20 protein-coding genes are annotated in these 19,434 nt (G+C 30.6%); 7 read left to right on the top strand and 13 right to left on the bottom strand.

The features are described from left to right. Positions 1-103 precede the first annotated feature (103 nt). The 6 genes from groL to xth all read right to left on the bottom strand — a co-directional run bounded on the left by groL (position 104) and on the right by xth (position 6,010). Entirely contained in the window at positions 104-1,738 is a 1,635-nt protein-coding gene (groL, locus tag IPK18_09710; protein QQR97154.1) for a chaperonin GroEL, read from the bottom strand. A gap of 48 nt (positions 1,739-1,786) precedes the next feature. After that, positions 1,787-2,071, bottom strand: a complete 285-nt coding sequence (locus tag IPK18_09715) for a co-chaperone GroES (protein ID QQR97155.1) — start codon at positions 2,069-2,071, stop codon at positions 1,787-1,789. Positions 2,072-2,228: 157 nt separating this feature from the next. After that, complete coding sequence (locus IPK18_09720; protein QQR97156.1) at positions 2,229-2,822, bottom strand: DUF937 domain-containing protein; 594 nt, start codon at positions 2,820-2,822, stop codon at positions 2,229-2,231. A gap of 52 nt (positions 2,823-2,874) precedes the next feature. Beyond that, positions 2,875-3,480, bottom strand: coding sequence for a fumarylacetoacetate hydrolase family protein (locus tag IPK18_09725; GenBank protein ID QQR97157.1), 606 nt, complete (start codon positions 3,478-3,480; stop codon positions 2,875-2,877). Between the two features lie 2 nt (positions 3,481-3,482). Next, positions 3,483-5,225 (bottom strand): peptide ABC transporter substrate-binding protein, encoded by a 1,743-nt coding sequence (locus tag IPK18_09730; protein ID QQR97158.1) that lies wholly within the window; start codon positions 5,223-5,225, stop codon positions 3,483-3,485. Beyond that, a complete protein-coding gene (gene xth / locus IPK18_09735) occupies positions 5,222-6,010 on the bottom strand; it encodes an exodeoxyribonuclease III (GenBank protein ID QQR97159.1) in 789 nt (262 codons plus the stop codon). The genes IPK18_09730 and xth overlap by 4 nt, the downstream gene beginning before the upstream one ends. A 50-nt stretch (positions 6,011-6,060) precedes the next feature. Here xth and IPK18_09740 point away from each other — a divergent pair, with 50 nt between their 5' ends. The 6 genes from IPK18_09740 to IPK18_09765 are packed head-to-tail and all read left to right on the top strand — an operon-like array spanning position 6,061 to position 12,912. Beyond that, positions 6,061-8,529, top strand: coding sequence for a carboxypeptidase-like regulatory domain-containing protein (locus IPK18_09740; GenBank protein QQR97160.1), 2,469 nt, complete (start codon positions 6,061-6,063; stop codon positions 8,527-8,529). Positions 8,530-8,564: 35 nt separating this feature from the next. Further along, complete coding sequence (locus IPK18_09745) at positions 8,565-9,227, top strand: hypothetical protein (protein QQR97161.1); 663 nt, start codon at positions 8,565-8,567, stop codon at positions 9,225-9,227. Then, the gene (locus tag IPK18_09750; GenBank protein QQR97162.1) at positions 9,228-10,127 is read left to right on the top strand and encodes a hypothetical protein; all 900 of its coding nucleotides are present in this window, start codon (positions 9,228-9,230) and stop codon (positions 10,125-10,127) included. Between the two features lie 23 nt (positions 10,128-10,150). Further along, the gene (locus IPK18_09755) at positions 10,151-10,606 is read left to right on the top strand and encodes a hypothetical protein (GenBank protein ID QQR97163.1); all 456 of its coding nucleotides are present in this window, start codon (positions 10,151-10,153) and stop codon (positions 10,604-10,606) included. Between the two features lie 29 nt (positions 10,607-10,635). Next, positions 10,636-11,973 (top strand): UDP-glucose/GDP-mannose dehydrogenase family protein, encoded by a 1,338-nt coding sequence (locus tag IPK18_09760; GenBank protein ID QQR97164.1) that lies wholly within the window; start codon positions 10,636-10,638, stop codon positions 11,971-11,973. After that, complete coding sequence (locus tag IPK18_09765; GenBank protein ID QQR97165.1) at positions 11,974-12,912, top strand: SDR family oxidoreductase; 939 nt, start codon at positions 11,974-11,976, stop codon at positions 12,910-12,912. It begins immediately after the preceding gene. A 288-nt stretch (positions 12,913-13,200) separates the two neighbouring features. Here IPK18_09765 and IPK18_09770 read toward each other — a convergent pair whose 3' ends face one another. The 7 genes from IPK18_09770 to IPK18_09800 form a co-directional block, all read right to left on the bottom strand. After that, positions 13,201-13,476 carry a hypothetical protein gene (locus IPK18_09770; GenBank protein ID QQR97166.1) on the bottom strand — a complete coding sequence of 92 codons (276 nt, stop codon included), beginning with the start codon at positions 13,474-13,476 and terminating at the stop codon, positions 13,201-13,203. A gap of 29 nt (positions 13,477-13,505) precedes the next feature. Beyond that, the gene (locus IPK18_09775; GenBank protein ID QQR97167.1) at positions 13,506-14,069 is read right to left on the bottom strand and encodes a chalcone isomerase family protein; all 564 of its coding nucleotides are present in this window, start codon (positions 14,067-14,069) and stop codon (positions 13,506-13,508) included. A 76-nt stretch (positions 14,070-14,145) separates the two neighbouring features. Then, entirely contained in the window at positions 14,146-14,283 is a 138-nt protein-coding gene (locus IPK18_09780) for a hypothetical protein (protein ID QQR97168.1), read from the bottom strand. Continuing rightward, positions 14,280-15,695, bottom strand: a complete 1,416-nt coding sequence (locus tag IPK18_09785; GenBank protein QQR97169.1) for a PorT family protein — start codon at positions 15,693-15,695, stop codon at positions 14,280-14,282. The genes IPK18_09780 and IPK18_09785 overlap by 4 nt, the downstream gene beginning before the upstream one ends. Beyond that, positions 15,685-16,260, bottom strand: coding sequence for an RNA polymerase sigma factor (locus IPK18_09790; protein QQR97170.1), 576 nt, complete (start codon positions 16,258-16,260; stop codon positions 15,685-15,687). Before IPK18_09790 ends, IPK18_09785 begins: the two co-directional genes overlap by 11 nt. 23 nt (positions 16,261-16,283) lie before the next feature. After that, positions 16,284-16,859: an RdgB/HAM1 family non-canonical purine NTP pyrophosphatase gene (gene rdgB / locus IPK18_09795; protein ID QQR99328.1), complete on the bottom strand. Its 576-nt coding sequence runs from the start codon at positions 16,857-16,859 to the stop codon at positions 16,284-16,286. Between the two features lie 6 nt (positions 16,860-16,865). Then, positions 16,866-17,270, bottom strand: coding sequence for a hypothetical protein (locus IPK18_09800; protein QQR97171.1), 405 nt, complete (start codon positions 17,268-17,270; stop codon positions 16,866-16,868). 155 nt (positions 17,271-17,425) lie between these two features. On the opposite strand from IPK18_09800, the gene gyrB reads away from it, so the two are divergent. Further along, on the top strand, positions 17,426-19,375 hold the full coding sequence (gyrB, locus tag IPK18_09805; GenBank protein QQR97172.1) for a DNA topoisomerase (ATP-hydrolyzing) subunit B: 1,950 nt from the start codon (positions 17,426-17,428) through the stop codon (positions 19,373-19,375). Positions 19,376-19,434: the final 59 nt, after the last annotated feature.

The raw sequence follows: 19,434 nt of genomic DNA on the forward strand, positions 1-19,434 counted from the left end.
TACTTGTTGATGAACTAAAACTACTTTTATGGTTTTTTTAGAATTGAGTAAAATAAAAAAGCCTCACAAGGATGTGAGGCTCAAAAAGGGTAAAATGTTTGTATTACATCATGCCACCCATTCCGCCACCTGGCATTGGAGGCATAGCTGCTTCTTCTCTTGGTTTTTCAACGATAGCACACTCAGTAGTTAAAATCATGCTTGCAATTGATGCTGCATTTTCTAATGCTACACGAGTAACTTTTGTTGGATCGATTACACCTGCTTTGTATAAGTTTTCATAAACTTCTGTTTTTGCATTGTAGCCATAATCTTTCTTGCCATTTTTTACATTAAATACTACGATAGAACCTTCTACACCTGCATTTTCTGATATTTGACGTAATGGTGCTTCTAAAGCAATTTTTACTATTTCAATTCCAGTTTGCTCATCTTCGTTGCTTCCTTTTAGTTTTTCTAATGCACTTTGACAACGAATTAATGCAACACCACCACCAGGTACAATTCCTTCTTCAACAGCAGCTCTAGTTGCATGTAATGCATCATCAACTCTATCTTTTTTCTCTTTCATTTCTACTTCAGATGGTGCACCTACGTATAATACTGCAACACCACCAGCTAATTTTGCTAATCTTTCTTGAAGTTTTTCTCTATCGTAATCAGATGTTGTTGTTTCTATTTGTGCTTTGATTTGATTTACTCTTGCAGTGATGTCTGCTTTTTTTCCAGCACCATTAATAATTGTAGTATTGTCTTTGTCAATGACTACTTTTTCTGCTACACCTAATTGTGTAAGTTGAGCATCTTCTAATTTTAGTCCAATTTCTTCTGCAATTACTTCGCCACCAGTAAGTATTGCGATGTCTTGTAGCATGGCTTTTCTTCTGTCGCCAAAACCTGGAGCTTTTACAGCAGCAATTTTTAACGAACCTCTTAATCTATTAACAACTAATGTTGCTAATGCTTCACTTTCTACATCTTCTGCAATGATTAATAAACCTCTTCCTGTTTGTACAACTTTTTCTAGGATAGGCAACAAGTCTTTCATTGAAGAAACTTTTTTGTCATAGATTAAAATGTAAGGTTTTTCCATTTCACATTCCATGCTATCAGCATTAGTTACAAAATATGGAGAAATATATCCTCTGTCAAATTGCATACCTTCTACAACATCTACATAAGTTTCAGTTCCTTTAGCTTCTTCAACTGTAATCACACCTTCTGTTGTCACTTTTTCCATTGCTTGAGCAATTAAAGCACCAATTTCTTCATCGTTGTTTGCTGAAATTGTACCTACTTGTTTTATTTTACTGTAATCTTTACCTACTTTTTCAGATAATGATTTTAATTCAGCTACTACAGTTTGTACTGCTTTGTCAATTCCTCTTTTTAAATCCATTGGGTTTGCACCAGCAGTTATAGATTTTAAACCTGGCGCAATAATAGCTTGTGCTAATACTGTTGCTGTAGTAGTACCATCACCAGCAACATCATTAGTTTTTGATGCTACATCTTTTACTAATTGTGCACCCATGTTTTCAAATGGATCTTCTAATTCTACTTCTTTAGCCACAGTAACACCATCTTTTGTAATGTGTGGTGCACCGAATTTTTTCTCAATGATTACGTTTCTTCCTTTTGGTCCTAATGTTACTTTTACTGCATTTGCTAATGCATCTACACCAGCTTTCAATTTGTCTCTCGACTCTGTACTATAATTTATAATTTTTGCACTCATTTTTTGTTGTTTTTATTTTTATTTTTATTTATTATTTGTGACAATTTTTTAGATAATGGCTAAAATGTCAGATTCTCTCATGATTAAATAGTCGTTTCCATCAATATTTATTTCAGTTCCTGAGTATTTGCCATATAAAACTGTATCACCAACTTTTACAGTAGTTGGTTCGTCTTTTTTGCCTGGTCCAGCTGCAACTATTTCGCCTCTTTGTGGTTTTTCTTTTGCAGTATCTGGAATAATGATGCCTGATTTTGTTACTTGTTCTGCTTCTGCTGCTTTAACCACTACTCTATCTGCTAATGGTTGGATGTTTAATTTTGTTTTTGCCATAAAATATTTAGATTTAAATCGTTAATTAAATTATACCTCATTTATTACATAAGTTGTGCCAAGCATTTTTTGCTGACAAAATGACAAGGTTTGGTTGTGATAATAAAAAAGCCTAACAGAATTTGTTAGGCTATAGAAATTATCAAAGAATATTGATTTATTTTTTAAATAAATTGCCAAGGATACCTGCACCCATTTTAAGTGCATCATCCATCATGCTACCATCATTATTTTTATCAAATAATTGAGTTAAAATATCGTTGGCTTTTGAGTTTTGTTGCTTTTCTGTTGCCACAGTTTTTGTAAGCATTCCTGCTAAGTCTGATACATCAAAACCTTGTTGTTTTTGTTGTCCACCTAATGCATTTAAAACTATTGGAGCAAGTATTTGTAGTACTTGTGCTATTTGTGCGCCACCAATTCCTGAATTTTGAGAAATAGTTGATTCTACTTGTTGCTGTTGTCCGCCAAAAATATGACCAAGTATTTTTGCACCTTCGCCACCTAAGCCTAATTGTGCTAAGCCAGCAAGATTACCTAAGCCTGAGCCATCATGTTTATTTGTAATTGCATTAAATAATGATGCTGCACCATCATGTGTTGATGTGTTTTTTGCTAATGCATTAATTAGTGTAGGTAGTGCTAAACTTACAGCTTCACTAGCTTGTTGTTGGTCTAATCCTAATTGTTGTGCAACTACTTGTTGTGCTTGATTGCCTAAGGCACCATTTATTAAATCTTGAAGTTCCATTTTTTATTTTTATTTAGTGTAATCTAAGATAGTGAATATTATTTAGATATGATTACTTTATTTCGCAATGCAATATTTTTTGCTCGCAAATATAGCCTTCTAAAATATCGCCAACTTTTATTGATCCAACACCTTTTGGTGTGCCTGTGTATATTAAATCTCCTTGTTGTAGTGTAAAAAATTGTGATATATAACTTACAATTTTATCAAAAGAGAATAATAGCATTTGTGTATTGCCTTCTTGTACTATTTTATTATTTTTTTTGATAATAAATTCTATGTCGTGTTCTTTATTTAATTCTAAAAAGCTACCAATACATGCTGAGCTATCAAAGCCTTTTGCTATTTCCCATGGCCAACCTTTTTTCTTGTGTTCAGCTTGTATGTCTCTTGCTGTGAAATCAAATCCAAGTGTAAAGCTATCGTAATATTTATGTGCAAATTTTTCTTGAATTTTCTTTCCATTTTTACATACTCTCAATACAATTTCGCCTTCGTAATGTACATCTTTTGAGAATTCTGGATAGTAGAATGGTTGATTGTCTTTGAGTAATGCTGTAGGTGGTTTCATGAAAATTACAGGCTCTTCAGGATATGCAAAATGCTTCATTTCCTCAATGTGTTCTTTGTAATTTAGTCCGACGCAAAATATTTTCATTGTTATTTTGTTTGCTTTTGTGTTTTGTTTGGTAAGAAATATACTTCCGAAAAATCTCTATATTCCATTGAGTTTTGAGGACAGTTTTTGACATTTGGTTGTAGTATTCTAAAATCTATATCATAGTAATTTGGCAAAACTACTGCATCATCAATTGCTTGTTGGTCGGCTTTTGCATACATGGTATTTCTTTCATCAACATCAGTTATTGTAATTGCTTTGTCAAATAATGCATCAAATTCTGCGCTTTTGTATCTATATGAATTGATATAAGTTTTTTCTGTTGGATCTGATGGAACGTGTTTGCTGTGAAATAAATTTAAAAAACTTTCAGGATCTGGATAATCTGCAATCCAACCCAATCTGAAAAAATCTGATTTTGCAGCTTCTACTGCTTCTGTATGTTGTGCCCAAGGAATCATCAATAATTCAATTTTTACATTGAGTGTTTCCTCAATCATTTTTTTGATTGCTTCTGCTACTTGTGTATTTCTTGAACCACCACTGTTTAGTTGTAATGTAACTTTTGGGAAATTTTTTCCATTTGGATATCCTGCTTCTGCTAGAAGTGTTCTTGCTTTTTCTGGTTGGTAGGTGTAACCTTTAACTAATTTTGGGTTGTAAGTTCCTGTGCCTGGTGGCACCATGCCATAGATTGCTGGGAAACCTGAATTTCTTAAGGTGTATTTGCATAACTTTTCTCTATCTACAGCATAGCAAAATGCTTGTCTGACTTTTTTATCGTGAAATATTTTCCCTTGATGTAAAAAACCATAATATTGTAAAGACATAGATGGCATGTATTGTAATTGAAATTTTTGATATGCTGGTTTTAGGTTTGTGTTGATATCAATAATTTCATCTATCATTTCTAATGGAAATTTGTAGACTAAGTCTGATTTGCCAGCTGCAAATTCTTGAAGTTCTGTTTTCTTCTCGTGTATAAATGTAACTTTGATATTATCTAAAAAAGGTAATTTATTTCCATATTCATCTTTTGCCCAATATTTGTTATTCTTTGTAAGGAAAATAACTTGATTGTCTAATATTTTTTTGATATAAAATGGTCCTGTGCCTACACAATGTATTCTCATATCTGAGCCATATTTGTCAAATGCTTCTTTTGGATATACTTTTGCAAAGGTTAATCCAAGTCTTGCAAGAAATACAGCATATGGTTGTGTTAATTCTACTTGTAAAGTAGTGTCATTGATTGCTTTTACTCCACTAACGCCAGATACATCATTTTTATTTTTTTCTGTAATAGCATAGTATTCATTTGCACCTTTTACGATGTCTTTGAATATCCAAAAGCCTTGATTTTCTGAAGGATGGTTAAAGCAAACTTTGTCAAAGCAATATTTAAAGTCTTGTGCTGTTACTTTTCTACCTTTTCCGTCATTAAAACATTCATCGTCATGAAAAAAGACATCATTTCTTATGTGAAAAGTATATGTAAGTCCATCAGATGAAATGTCCCAAGATTTAGCAATGCTAGAAACAACTGCTAAAGTACTGTCATCGAATTTTACAAGACCTTCGTAAATTTGTTCTGCAATTCGATGTGCCGTTACTTCTGTAATATTAAGTGGATATAATGATTTTAAATATTCTTCTTCATTGTATCTAAATGTGCCACCATAATATCTTCCTCCTTTTGCCTCGGTAAAGACAAATTCTTTTTTCTTTGATTGACAGGAAAAAGCAATTATCGATAATATAATAATGATGTATTTGAATCTCATATTTTTATTTTTAATAATACAGGACAATGGTCTGAATGTACTATATTCATCAGTATTTTAGCATCTAATATATTCTCTTTCAATCTTTCAGATACATTAATATAATCTATACGCCAGCCTTTATTTCTACTTCTTGCACCAGCTCTAAAACTCCACCAAGAATATTGGTCTTTTAAATCTTGATGTACTTGCCTAAATGAATCTACAAATCCAGTATTAAAAAAATCTGTCATCCATTGTCTTTCTTCGGGCAAAAATCCTGATGAGTTTTTATTGCCTTTTGGATCGTGTATATCTATTTCTGTATGGCAAATGTTGTAGTCGCCTGCAATAATAATCTTGTCTTTTTCTTTTTTTAAATTGTCCAAATGAACTAGATAATCTGCTAAAAAATTCATTTTTATGGCTTGTCTTTCTTCTCCACTTGATCCTGATGGGAAATAAGTATTGATGATTGTTATGTCATTGATATCAAATTGAATGTATCTTCCTTCAAAATCATAACTTGGAATGCCTATGCCTAATTTAGTATTTTGTAACTCTAGATTATTTTTATACACAACACCAACGCCACTATAGCCTTTTTTCTGAGCTGGAAACCACATGTATTTATATTCAATTTCATCAAAGTATTCAGTTGGAATAGATAAAATATCAGCTTTTATTTCTTGAAAAAGATAAATATCATAACTTGTTTCTTTTATCCAGTCGATTAGTCCTTTACTAATTGCAGAACGAATTCCATTCAAATTATAAGAAATAATGTTTAATTCTTTTTGTACCATACAACTTTTTATATCAAAATTTCAACTTACTATGTATCTTCACAAGATAAATGTTTTCTACAAAAAAAAATATTTTTATTGCTACATTTTTGAGCATTTTGGGTTTTGCTTTGCATGCACAGCAATATATTGTAGAAGGTATTGTGCTTGATAAAGCAACAAAAGAGAGAATATTTTATGCTGATGTATATATAAAAGGTACGACAATTGGCACATCTTCTGATGATACTGGCTATTTTAAAATAATTTTAGATCAATATTATGATTCAATAGCTGTTTCTTTCTTAGGTTATAATGATAATAGCCAGAAGTTATTAAAACAAACAAGGCAATATATAAGTTTTGAGTTAGAAACTGCATCAAACGAACTTTTTGAAACAGTAATTTATGCTAATAGAGAATCGATAGAAGATTTTTTACTAAAAAAAATTCAGCAATATAAACCTAAGAATGATTTAAGAAGTCTACAGAATTATGCCTACAAAACTTATTCAAAAGTTGAGATTGATATAAAAAATATTTCTGAAAAAACTCAAGGTAGAAAAGTATTAAAACCATTTGCGTTTATTTTTAATAATATAGATAGCACATCTGAAGAAGAACCATTTTTGCCTATGATGATTGCAGAAACTATTTCTGATGTGTACTATTCGAAATCCCAAAATAAGCTTAGAGAAGAAATAATTGCCTCGAAAATATCTGGACTAGAAGATGAAAGTTTTTCTGAGTTTCTTGGTGCTACAGCTACTCAATATAATATTTATGATAATTCATATAATATTATGAATAAAGAATTTATAAGTCCAATAGCCCCAAATGGAAAAATGTTTTATGAATATAAAGTAATAGATACAATTTTATTGCAAAATATTATTCATTACAAAATGCAATTTAAGCCAAAAGGAGAAAGTTCTAATACATTTTTTGGCAGCTTAATAGTTTCAGAACACAATTTTGCTATTAAGCAAATGAATCTAAGTATGGCAAAACATGTGAATATTAATTTTATTAAAAGGATAGAATTAAAACAAAATTATGAGTTTGCAAATCAAAAATTTTGGATGCTGAGTGATGATTATATTGCAGTAGAGTTTATGCCATTAGAAAAAAAACCATCATTCATTATAAGAAGAAATACCACTCACAAAGATTTCCAAATAGAAGAAAGTCATATTGATGCGAAAGTTAAAAGTATGAAAGAAGATGTGGTGTATAATGAAGATCTAAAAAAGGATAACGCATTTTGGGATAGCACAAGATTTACACCACTCTCAAAAAACGAAGCTGCTGTTTATTATATGATAGATACACTTCAATCATTAAAACCATATAAGACGATATCATATTTCATGAATTTATTGATTAATGGGTATATAAAAGCCGGTCCAGTTTCATTTGGTCCAGTATTTAATGCAATTAGTTACAATCAACTCGAAGGTTGGCGATTTAGATTAGGCATGAAGACAAATGATAAACTGAGCAAAAGATTTGTGTTTGAAGGATTTGGTGCATATGGATTAAGAGACAAAGATTGGAAATACGGATTGTCTGGAGATTTTTTGCTAATGAAATATCCACGACAAGTACTGTCATTATCATATATAAAAGATGTAAGTAAACTAAGAAGAACACAAGAAGTAATATCAACAGATAATTTATTAAGTCAAGCGATTTTAAGAAATAGGAATATGAAATTGCTATTAGCAGAAGAAGCAAAAATAAGATATAATATTGAATGGAAAAAAGGACAAAGCCAGAGCATCACATTTCAGAATAGAAGAATACATCCCAAATTAGTACCATTTGTATATGCAAAAAATGATAATGAAATTCTGAATAACCAAGATATAATAAATACGACAGAAATAATATTGAATACTAGGGTAGCATTTGGCGAGAAATTTCTTTTTAGTAATGAAATATTTAGAAGTAGTATAAATCGTACATCAATTCCAGTATTGAACTTTGAATACGTAATTGGCATCAAAGATATTTTTAAGAGTCAATATAATTATCAGAAAATCACACTATCATTTGCACATCTAATTCCAATAAGACCAATAGGAAAATTAGAAATTAAATTGCAAACAGGAAAAGTATTTGGTAAGGTTCCATTTATTTTGTCTGAAGTACATGATGGTAATCAGACTTTTGGTTATAATAGCAATGCATTTAATTTAATGAATGATTATGAGTTTTATAGTGACCAATATTTTCAATGGATTTTGATACATCATTTTGAAGGATTCTTTTTAAACAAAATTCCAGGCGTTAGAAAATTAAAGTTAAGAGAATATGTAGATTTTAGAGGTGTTTGGGGTAATGCAAATGCTGCAAATAGAATTGCAAATTCAGAAAGTGGAATTAAAGAAATAGGAAAAACACCATATCTTGAAATTGGATTTGGCTTAGAAAATGTACTCAAGTTTTTTAAATTAGGAGCAGCTTGTAGATTAACACACAGAACACCAGATGCACCCAAATGGAGTTTTCTTTTTGGCTTGGATTTTGATTTCTAATCATTTCATGTTACTTTTAAACATAAAATATTAATGTGGTAGCAAAATCTTGTATTGAATATGAAATTCCATTATTGTATAATTACCATACTATTGGTGATGCAATAGATTGGTGTGAGCAATTCAATAGTAAATATGTATACATTGCAGATGAAAATAAATTATTATTAGGATATGCACCAACCAATCTTTTATATGAATTAAATGATGAAAATTTATTGTCTAATATAGAGCTACAGGAATTTAACTACGATTGTTTTGAATATTTGCATTTGTTTGAATTTTTAAAGGTTGCATCAAATATTGATACTTATATTTTGCCAATAATTGATAAACAAAATATATTACAAGGATTTAGTTCGCCAGAAAAAATATTACAAAACTATCTACAACAGAATCAAATTCTATCAGAAGGTGGCGTTTTAGTTTTGTCAATAGATCCAAAAGATTATTCATTATCAGAAATTTCAAGAATAATTGAAAATGATGGAGCAAATATTTTAAATGTTTCTATTGTACATAATGCTCAGACAAATACAATAGAAGCAATAATAAAAATCAATAAAACAGATTTAAAAGCTATAGAAGCTAGTTTTGAACGATATAATTATACCATATTACAACTTATTCATCAATCAGAAATAGAAATAGATTTGCAAAATAGGATAGATAATCTTATGAAATATTTACAGGTATAGATGGATAAACTATTTACACATTTGCAATCAAAATGGATTCAGGATATACTATTCATGAATGATATATATCTTGGAATTCCATTTCTTATTATTGTACATTTTATTTTAAAAAATCGAATAAAAAAATCGAATTCTGAAATACATAAAAAGTACTTAATGAGTGCTTGGTATGTAAGAGTATTTGGCGCAATCATGTCAGCATTAATGTACCAATATTATTATGGTGGTGGAGATACCACATCATATTTTAAGCTAGTGCTGACATTACAAAAAAGTATGTTTAGTGATTTTTCTAATTTTATTAGTGTATTTACAACTCCAGAGGACTCAAAAGATTACTTTAATATTATATATTCTATATTTGGAGGTTATTACACTTATTTTGCTGAAGAAGGTACGCGTAGTGTAATACTAATTTCATATTTCCTTAGTTTTTTTGCAGTTAATACATATATTATTATTTCTTTTTGTTTCTCAATGTTTGCTTTGTATGGATGTTGGAAAATATTTGAATTATTTTATGAGTTGTATCCTCATTTAGAAAAAGAACTTGCAATAGCATGTTTGTATGTGCCATCAGTATTCTTTTGGGGAACTGGATTGATGAAAGACCCACTTTGCTTGGGTGCGCTTGGTGTGCTACATTATTCTGTTTATCAAATTTTTCATAAAAGAAAAAATATATTTAAAAATGTAGTATTAATAATGTTATCTGTCTATATGATAAAAACTATTAAGGTGTATATTATATTAGCATTTGCACCAGCAATTGCAGTTTGGTTGTTTGCAAGGTATTCTGCAACAATACAAAATAAGTTTGTAAAAGTTGTGTCATTCCCAATATTAGTTGCTATTGGTCTTGGTTTTGGTGTGTTAATACTTAGTCAAATGGCGCAGTAGCCAATAGGTATAGTTTTGAGAATATGATGCGTACAGCGCAAGATACTCAAAACTGGTTAGTATATTCATCACAACAGCAAGGAGGCTCTTTTTATACTTTAGGAGATATAGAATATAGTGCGTTTGGTTTGCTAAAGGTTTTTCCTAAAGCTGTTAATGTATCTTTATTTCGGCCATATATTTGGGAAGCATTAAAGCCAACTCTGTTTTTAGCAGCAATTGAGGCAATAGTTACATTGTATCTTACAGTTATTTTATTTTTTAAATTCAGATTCAATATATTTAAGTTGTTTTCAAAAATAATTGGCAATACAGATATTCTTTTTTGTATAATATTCTCAATTATATTTGCATTTGCGGTAGGATTTACTTCTTTTAATTTTGGAGCGTTAGCTAGATATAAGCTTCCACTTATTCCATATTATTTTATAGGATTAGCTTTGTTATTCGATAGCATAAAACCAAAGAAAATACTATAATATTTTTATCTTTGTAAAAAAACAATATAATGAAAATAGCAGTTGTAGGTACAGGTTATGTTGGGTTGGTTTCTGGGACATGTTTGTCTGAAACAGGCAATCATGTGATATGCGTAGATATTGACCAACGAAAAGTAGAAAAACTACAAAATGGAGAAATAACAATCTATGAACCAGGACTAGATAATTTGTTTCATAGAAATATCAAAGAAGGAAGACTTAAGTTTACCACAAATCTTCAAGAGGCAATAGAGAATGCAGTTTTAATTTTTCTTGCATTGCCAACGCCACCAGGCGAAGATGGCTCAGCAGATTTGTCATATGTGCTTGGTGTAGCCGAGCAACTTGGTAAGATGATAAAAGACTATAAAGTTATTATTAATAAAAGTACAGTGCCTGTTGGTACAGCAGATAAAGTAAGAGCAGCTGTGTTAAAAAATGCAACTTGTGAATTCGATGTGATATCAAACCCAGAATTTTTAAGAGAAGGTGTAGCAGTAGATGATTTTATGAAGCCAGATAGGGTAGTGATTGGAACAAGTTCTGAAAGAGCAAAAAAACTAATGGAAGAATTGTATAAGCCATTTGTAAGACAAGGAAATCCAATTATTTTTATGGATGAAAAAAGTTCTGAGTTAACTAAATATGCCGCAAATTCTTACTTAGCAACAAGAATATCGTTTATGAATGAACTTTCATTACTAGCAGAAAAACTAGGCGCAGATATAGATAATGTGAGAATTGGTATGGGAAGTGATAATAGAATTGGGAAAAGATTTTTGTTTCCAGGAATTGGATATGGCGGAAGTTGTTTTCCAAAAGATGTTCAGGCATTAGTAAAAACTGCTGAAGAAAATCAATATCAATTTAGAATATTAAATGCTGTGACAACAGTAAATGAGAAACAAAAGCATGTGTTGTCAGAGAAAATATTTAACTATTATGGAACTGATCTAAGTAATGTAAAGATTGCAATTTGGGGACTTGCATTCAAACCCAATACTGACGATATTAGAGAAGCTCCAGCATTATACATTATACAAGATTTATTAGAGGCAGGCGCAAAAATTGTAGCATACGACCCAGAAGCAACATTAAATGTAAAAGCATACTTCGGTAAAGTAGTTACAAAAAATATTGACAATTTATCTTTTGTTGAGAAAAATATGGATGCATTAGAAAATGCTGATGCATTAGCAATTCTTACAGAATGGTCTGAGTTTAGAGGTGCTGATTTAAGTGAAATTAAAAGTAATTTGAAACAACCTGTTATTTTTGACGGAAGAAATATATATGATTTGGAAGTATTGGAACAAGCAGGATTTTATTACAACAGTATTGGTAGAAAAACAATTAACAAAATATAAATGAAGAGAATATTAATTACAGGTGCAGCAGGATTCTTAGGTTCGCATTTATCAGATAGATTTATAAAAGAAGGCTATCATGTGATAGCAATGGATAATTTAAGCACAGGAAATATAAATAATATTGAACATCTGTTTCCAAATAAAAATTTTGAATATTATCATCATGATGTAACAAAGTTTGTACATATCTCAGGAAAATTAGATTATATACTGCATTTTGCATCACCAGCATCTCCAATTGATTATTTAAAAATGCCTATCCAAACATTAAAAGTTGGAGCAATGGGTACATATAATTTATTAGGTTTAGCAAAAGAAAAAAATGCAAGAATCTTAGTTGCTTCAACATCAGAAGTATATGGTGATCCAGAAATACATCCGCAAACTGAAGAGTATTGGGGTAATGTAAATCCTGTTGGACCACGTGGTGTGTATGATGAGGCTAAAAGATACATGGAAGCAATCACAATGGCGTATCATAATTTTCATCAAGTAGATACAAGAATAATTAGAATATTTAATACTTATGGTCCACGCATGCGTTTAGATGATGGACGTGCATTGCCACAGTTTATGGCTCAAGCATTAAGAGGCGAAGATATTACAGTTTTTGGCGATGGCTCACAAACTCGTTCTTTTTGTTATGTTGATGATTTAGTAGAAGGTATTTATAGATTGTTATTGTCAGATTATCATCTTCCTGTAAATATTGGTAATCCTGATGAAATAAGTTTATTAGACTTTGCTAAAGAAATTCAAGCATTAACCAATACATCATCTAAAATTATTTTCAAAGAATTACCAAAAGATGATCCAAAACAAAGACAACCTAATATTACAAAAGCAAAAGAAATATTAGGATGGCAACCTAAAGTTGATAGAAGCGAAGGTTTGAAAATTACATTAGAGTACTTTAAAAACAAAGTAACCTATTAATTAAAATAAAAAAGCCATTGCAATTTTGAAACAATGGCTTTCTATAAAATTTGATTATATTATTCTATAATATATCTATCTGTCCGTTTGTAATTACTACAGAATCGGTTTGCAAAAGATTGTATAATACACCAGAAAAAGTACCTTCTACAAGTCTCATATTATCTGATGCACTACCAGCAATACTTGTGATGGTAAATGTAAGATGAGATTTTGCTGTACTTAATGAGCTGTATAATGCATCACCATCTTCCCATTGTGCAAAATTTAATGCTCCACCTATTCCAACTATATTGTAAGTTCCTGTTCCAGAAATTGCATCATAATTGATAGAAAAATCTTTTGTGCTAATGCAAGATCTAACTGAAATCTAGTCTCATTTCTTATATGAGCATCTGCTTCTTCTACATCAGTTCCGCCTGTGGTAACTGAATAGGAAACTCCATCTACATTGCATGAAATTTGTTGTTTTGTAGCAGTTGAATCAGAGTCATCTTTATTGCAAGAAATAAAAAATATTGCAGCGCAAATAATAAATGTCAGATTTAAAAATATTGATTTCATAGTTTTTGATTTTTAAATATTTTATATAATTATTGTGCAGTTAATAATGCTTTTTTCAAGTTTGCATCAATTGGATTGTCGCCTAACCAAATACCAAATAATGCTTTTTTAAAATCTTCGCCTTCTACAGTTGTAACAATTTTATTGTTTTTAGATGTTTTTACACCAACACCAGGTACATAATCTAAGATAAATACGTCACCTTCTTTTATATCTTCAGTAGAAAAAGCTGCGATAAAAGCATCTATTTTCCCTTTTAGTGGAGCAGTATTTCCATTCATAGATTTTTCAAAACCTTCTCTTATAGCTTCAGACATGTTACCACTGTTCACTACAGAAGATGTAATTTGTAGTCTGATAATTACTTCTTCATTTTTGTTGAGTATTGCTTTTGCGTCTTTTGTTTTTGCATTTGTATATAAGCCTAATACATATACTTTAAATACAGCTTTTTTTCTGATTCCAGCACCATTTAGTACTAGTTCGGATTTTGTTCCTTTAAATTTGTTTGGTAGTGTAACTCCATTTACAACTTGTTGTGCAAATGTTTGTAATGATGCAATAATTGCAATTAAAAAGAGTACTTTTTTCATTTTGAATATTTTTTGTGTTAAGTAAATTTAGACAATATTTTAAATAAATGTCTAAAAATATTAAACAAAAACTATGCTACTTTTTAATTTTTGCGGGTTTCTTAAAGTTAAATTGAGTAGTAATGCCAATTTGGAAAGACTTAGGTGTATTCTTTTTTAATGCAGTACCAAATCCTAGTCTAGAACCAACTGTCATATAAAAGTTTTTTGTCATAAATAAGTCAAAATCAACGCCACCATACAATCCAAATTCTCCTTTGTTGTATGCAGATTTGAAATCTTCTTTTTTATCATTGATTGTCGTTTTTTACTCAATAATAAATTGACTTGTGGTCCGAATAAGAAATTTACAATTACTGGTTTTGAATTATAGTTGTTGATGAAGTTGATTTTATATTTTACCATCAATGGTGCTCTTAAATATACCAAATCTAATTCTTTATTGACTTTCTGATTGTTGCTTGTAGTTTCTGTATATTTTTGTACTTGTTCGTTGTATGCAATCTCAGTTTGAATGCCCCATCTTGATGTATAATCAAAACCCAAATTAACACCAAAAGATTTTCCAAAATCTACTTTGTATTTTATTTGGTTGTTGTTTGATTCTTTATTTGAGTTTTTTGAGGTAAGCCAGTTGTTGTGTATACTTAACAAAACACCAGCATGGAATCCTTTTGTAACATCGACACCAGCAAATTCTTTTAGGTTTTTTAATTGTTTTTCTTTTTGTTTTTCGTATTCAGTTAGTGCGGCACCTTCATCAAGCGAAAAGTCTTTTTCTGGATAGAATGATTGTAGAATTTCTGCAGTAGTTTGTCTTGGTGTATTAATATTTGATGCTGGAATAACATCAATTGAAGCTATTAGATTTTCAGCATTTTGTTTGTTTAAATTATTTTCATAAGCTTGCATTGTTGAATTCAATACATCATCTTGAGTAATGTTATCCAAGTTTGCATTGTTTTCTGTAACAGTGTTCTTGTTTTTTACTTGTTTATTAGTTTTATTTGAATCATAATTTGTTGCAACAGCATCAGACTTGGTATTATTGATTTTTCCCTTCTGTTTTTTTGTCTTGTTATTGCTAGCTAAGTATTCAGTGTTGATATTGTTGTTTGAATTAGATGCTTTTTCAGTACTAATTGTTTGTGGTGTTTTGTATTGGTTAGTTGTTTTTTCTTTTTTAGCTGTAATATATTTCGATTTGTCATTCAACTCATTTGATTGAGTATTGTTTTTGTTTTTAGTATTTATGACTGAAAGTTGATTGTTGTTATTATTAGTTTTATTAGAAATAATTTTTGCTGAAGATTGGTTGTCTAATTGTGTTTTATTTTGAATGTTATTGCTATTATTATCTTTTTTTTCTGTTGAAGCAAGATTTTTTCTTTCAATTGTAGACTTCTCAAATTTTAAGATGTTATCTCTCAAAAAGCTTTCATATACGAATACACTTCCTGTTGAACTTGAGATAAATAATAACAACAGTAATAAATATTTGTATTTATTCTTCGGAGATGCTTGCTTTGGTAATTGCGCTTCAATCTTATTCCACAAATCTGGTGGCGGAGCAACCTCAGCATCTTCTAGCTTCTTTCTTAATATGTCGTCTAATTTATTTGGCAACGTTACTAATTTTAATTTTATTATTTTTTTCTACCATTTCCATCAATAAATACCTAGCTCTTGCTAACTGTGATTTTGATGTTCCTTCAGATATATTTAACATTTCTGCAACTTCCTTGTGCGAATAGCCTTCAACTACATAAAGGTTAAATACTGTTCTATATCCAGGTGACAAGCTATTAATCATATTGTAGATGTCTGCAACTTCCAAATCATCTCCAATTGTATCAAAATCAGTTTCTTTAACTTGCTCTTCAATGCTTACAATCGGATACATTTTTATATTCTTTCTGTAATATTCAACAGCTGTATTTACCATTATTCTTCTTACCCAACCTTCAAAAGAACCATCACCTCTAAATTTTTCCAAGCTATTAAATATCTTTACAAATCCTTCTTGCAAAATATCTTCGGCACTTTCTCTATCTTTTGCATACCTCAAACAAACAGCAAACATCTTTCCACTCATCATTTGATATAGCTTGTACTGTGCGTCTCTCTTTTTTTGTAGACACCCAGCTATCAACTGATTATATTGAGCATTTATTTGATTGTTTAGTTGCATTCTCTACTTTAAGGTAATGTAATTTATTGATTTTTTGATAAAAAAGCTACTAATTTTCTTGTTGCAATACCTCTGTGGCTAATTTCTCCTTTCTCTTTTTTCGATAATTCTGCCAATGTTCTACCATCAGCTAATCGAAATACTGGATCATAACCAAATCCTTCATCTCCATGTGTTTGTAAAGCTATTGTGCCTTCTAAAATTCCTTCAAATAGATACTGATTGCCATTCATCAATAATGCAATCACTGTTCTAAATCTAGCTTTTCTATTTTCAATTCCTGCCATATTTTTTAATAACAAGCTAATATTATCTTCATTACTTCTATGCGTTCCTGCGTATCTAGCACTTATTACACCTGGTTCTCCGTTCAATGCTTCAACTTCTAATCCAGTATCTTCAGCAAAACAATCAATATTATAATACGTTGTAACAAATGTAGCTTTCTCCACTGCATTTTCTTCTAAAGTATGATGCGTTTCGGGCAGTTCTTGGTTGCATCCTATTGATATTAAATTTTTTAGCTTTATATCTTGAGGAATTACCAGCTGAATTTCATCAATTTTATGTTGATTGTTTGTAGCAAATACAATTTCTATCATTTTTTATTTAATTTTTATAATCTCATTCCACATTGCCTTCTTTTTTTGACTGTCATTTAGAACATCAATAGCATTAAATGTGTAAATAATTTTTTTATTATTGATTTCTAACAATTTATTCAACGCGGGTTTTATATTCAAGCAAACTTGTTTAGGAAACAAATCCATTAAGATAATATTCTGTGCATTTTTAGGTAATTGAATAGTCTCTTTGTCTTGAATTTGTACAATGTATGTGTTGCTTACACTTAAATTCAAACCATTGCTGATGAGTTTCTCTATCATGTTCAAGCATGCCTCATTGTCTTCATTTTTGTCATACTTTTTCAGTACAAAACAAAAACCATTAGCTTCTTCATTGAGTGTTAAAAAAGGAGGAATGTGATATAGAGATTTTAAAGCTGTCATGTGTAATAAATGCTGATTTACAAATATACATAAATTATATAAAATATTGATTTGTAGCCCAAAATATTATGTTTTTGTGTGGATAAAACAAGCCATAGATTGTGTAAAATATTGCTTATAAAATTGTATCTTTGTATGCTTACGCACAAAAAATTATGAGTGAAATAAATAAGGCACAGTATGGTGCAGACAACATTACCGTTTTAGAAGGATTAGAAGCTGTTAGAAAAAGACCAGCAATGTATATTGGAGATATCAATGTACGAGGATTACACCACTTAGTATACGAAGTTGTAGATAATTCAATTGATGAAGCATTAGCTGGATATTGTAAAAATATACTAATAACCATACATGAAAATAATAGTATTACTGTTGCAGATGATGGTAGAGGAATTCCTGTAGATATGCACCAAAAAGAAGGTAGATCTGCATTGGAAGTTGTGCTAACAGTATTACACGCTGGTGGTAAGTTTGATAAAGACTCATACAAGGTTTCTGGTGGATTGCACGGTGTAGGTGTGTCTTGTGTAAATGCGTTATCATCATACTTAAAAGTAAACGTATATCGTGATGGTAAAGTGTATGAACAAGAATACAACATAGGTGCACCATTATATCCAGTAAAAGAAGTTGGTACAACAACAACAAGAGGAACTACAGTTCACTTTTTGCCAGACGCATCAATTTTTACAGTTACAGAGTACAACTATGAAACACTTGCAGCACGTATGCGTGAGTTAGCGTATCTAAATAAAGGAATCAGAATAACAATTACAGACGAGAGAGAAAAAAATGATGATGGAACTTTCAAAAAAGAAGAGTTTTATTCAGAAGGTGGTATTAAAGAATTTGTACAATATTTAGATAGAACAAGACAGCCAATCATTCCAGAACCAATTTATATGGAAGGCACTAGAGATAGTGTTGTTGTTGAAGTGGCATTTCAGTATAATGATTCATACAATGAGAATGTACATTCTTATGTAAATAATATTAATACAATTGAAGGCGGAACACACGTTGTTGGATTTAGAAGAGCAATAACAAGAATTTTTAAAAATTGGGGAACAAAAAACGATTTATTTAAAAATTTAAAAGTAGAGATAAGTGGCGAAGACTTTAGAGAAGGTATCACAGGTATCGTTTCTGTAAAAGTACAAGAACCATTATTTGAAGGTCAAACAAAAACAAAGTTAGGCAACTCAGAAGTAGATGGCATTGTGGCAGGTATTGTAGCAGAGATGTTAGAATACTACTTAGAAGAGCATCCAAAAGAAGCAAAGACAATTGTAAATAAAGTAATTATTGCAGCAACAGCAAGACATGCAGCAAGAAAAGCACGCGAGCTAGTTCAAAGAAAGAATGTACTTTCAGGAAGTGGATTGCCTGGCAAATTAGCAGACTGTTCAGAAAAGGATGCAAGTATTTGCGAATTATATTTAGTTGAGGGTGATTCAGCTGGTGGTACAGCAAAACAAGGAAGGAATAGAGCTTTTCAAGCAATTCTACCACTAAGAGGTAAGATTCTGAATGTAGAAAAGGCTATGGAACACAAAATCTATGAAAACGAAGAGATTAAAAATATCTTTACTGCATTAGGTGTATTCAAAGGCGTTGAAGGCGATGAAAAAGCACTAAATATTACAAAACTTAGATACCACAAAATCATCATCATGTGTGATGCCGATATCGATGGTTCTCACATTACAACATTAATTCTTACTTTCTTCTTTAGATACATGAAAGAATTAGTAGAAAATGGCTACATATATATAGCAAATCCACCATTGTACTTGGTAAAAAAAGGCAACAAACAACAATATGCATGGGACGAAACTCAACGTATAAATGCTGTTAAATTAATTGGCGGAGAAGGTAAAGAAGACAGTGTACACGTACAACGTTACAAAGGTTTGGGTGAGATGAACGCAGAGCAATTATGGGAAACAACCATGAATCCTGAAGTTAGAACACTTAAACAAGTAACCATAGAAAATGCAGCAGAAGCAGATAGAATTTTCTCAATGTTGATGGGCGATGAAGTTCCACCACGTAGAGAATTTATCGAAACACATGCCAAATATGCAAAAATAGACGTCTAAGCATTTTTAATCAATTTTACTATTTATATTATTCTTGAACCTAATATTTCTTAGGCTGA

The organism is Sphingobacteriales bacterium (assembly GCA_016699615.1).
Classification (GTDB): Bacteria; Bacteroidota; Bacteroidia; order Chitinophagales; family JADIYW01; genus JADJSS01.

Bases quoted from the DNA above. Each gene is read 5' to 3' on its own strand.
- gyrB (QQR97172.1), top strand. From the start codon at position 17,426: ATGAGTGAAATAAATAAGGCACAGTATGGTGCAGACAACATTACCGTT.
- IPK18_09715 (QQR97155.1), bottom strand. From the start codon at position 2,071: ATGGCAAAAACAAAATTAAACATCCAACCATTAGCAGATAGAGTAGTG.
- IPK18_09740 (QQR97160.1), top strand. From the start codon at position 6,061: ATGTTTTCTACAAAAAAAAATATTTTTATTGCTACATTTTTGAGCATT.
- IPK18_09760 (QQR97164.1), top strand. From the start codon at position 10,636: ATGAAAATAGCAGTTGTAGGTACAGGTTATGTTGGGTTGGTTTCTGGG.
- IPK18_09770 (QQR97166.1), bottom strand. From the start codon at position 13,476: ATGAAATCAATATTTTTAAATCTGACATTTATTATTTGCGCTGCAATA.
- IPK18_09775 (QQR97167.1), bottom strand. From the start codon at position 14,069: ATGAAAAAAGTACTCTTTTTAATTGCAATTATTGCATCATTACAAACA.
- IPK18_09765 (QQR97165.1), top strand. From the start codon at position 11,974: ATGAAGAGAATATTAATTACAGGTGCAGCAGGATTCTTAGGTTCGCAT.
- IPK18_09750 (QQR97162.1), top strand. From the start codon at position 9,228: ATGGATAAACTATTTACACATTTGCAATCAAAATGGATTCAGGATATA.
- IPK18_09790 (QQR97170.1), bottom strand. From the start codon at position 16,260: ATGCAACTAAACAATCAAATAAATGCTCAATATAATCAGTTGATAGCT.
- IPK18_09730 (QQR97158.1), bottom strand. From the start codon at position 5,225: ATGAGATTCAAATACATCATTATTATATTATCGATAATTGCTTTTTCC.
- xth (QQR97159.1), bottom strand. From the start codon at position 6,010: ATGGTACAAAAAGAATTAAACATTATTTCTTATAATTTGAATGGAATT.
- groL (QQR97154.1), bottom strand. From the start codon at position 1,738: ATGAGTGCAAAAATTATAAATTATAGTACAGAGTCGAGAGACAAATTG.
- IPK18_09780 (QQR97168.1), bottom strand. From the start codon at position 14,283: ATGACAAAAAACTTTTATATGACAGTTGGTTCTAGACTAGGATTTGGT.
- IPK18_09755 (QQR97163.1), top strand. From the start codon at position 10,151: ATGATGCGTACAGCGCAAGATACTCAAAACTGGTTAGTATATTCATCA.
- IPK18_09800 (QQR97171.1), bottom strand. From the start codon at position 17,270: ATGACAGCTTTAAAATCTCTATATCACATTCCTCCTTTTTTAACACTC.
- IPK18_09725 (QQR97157.1), bottom strand. From the start codon at position 3,480: ATGAAAATATTTTGCGTCGGACTAAATTACAAAGAACACATTGAGGAA.
- IPK18_09720 (QQR97156.1), bottom strand. From the start codon at position 2,822: ATGGAACTTCAAGATTTAATAAATGGTGCCTTAGGCAATCAAGCACAA.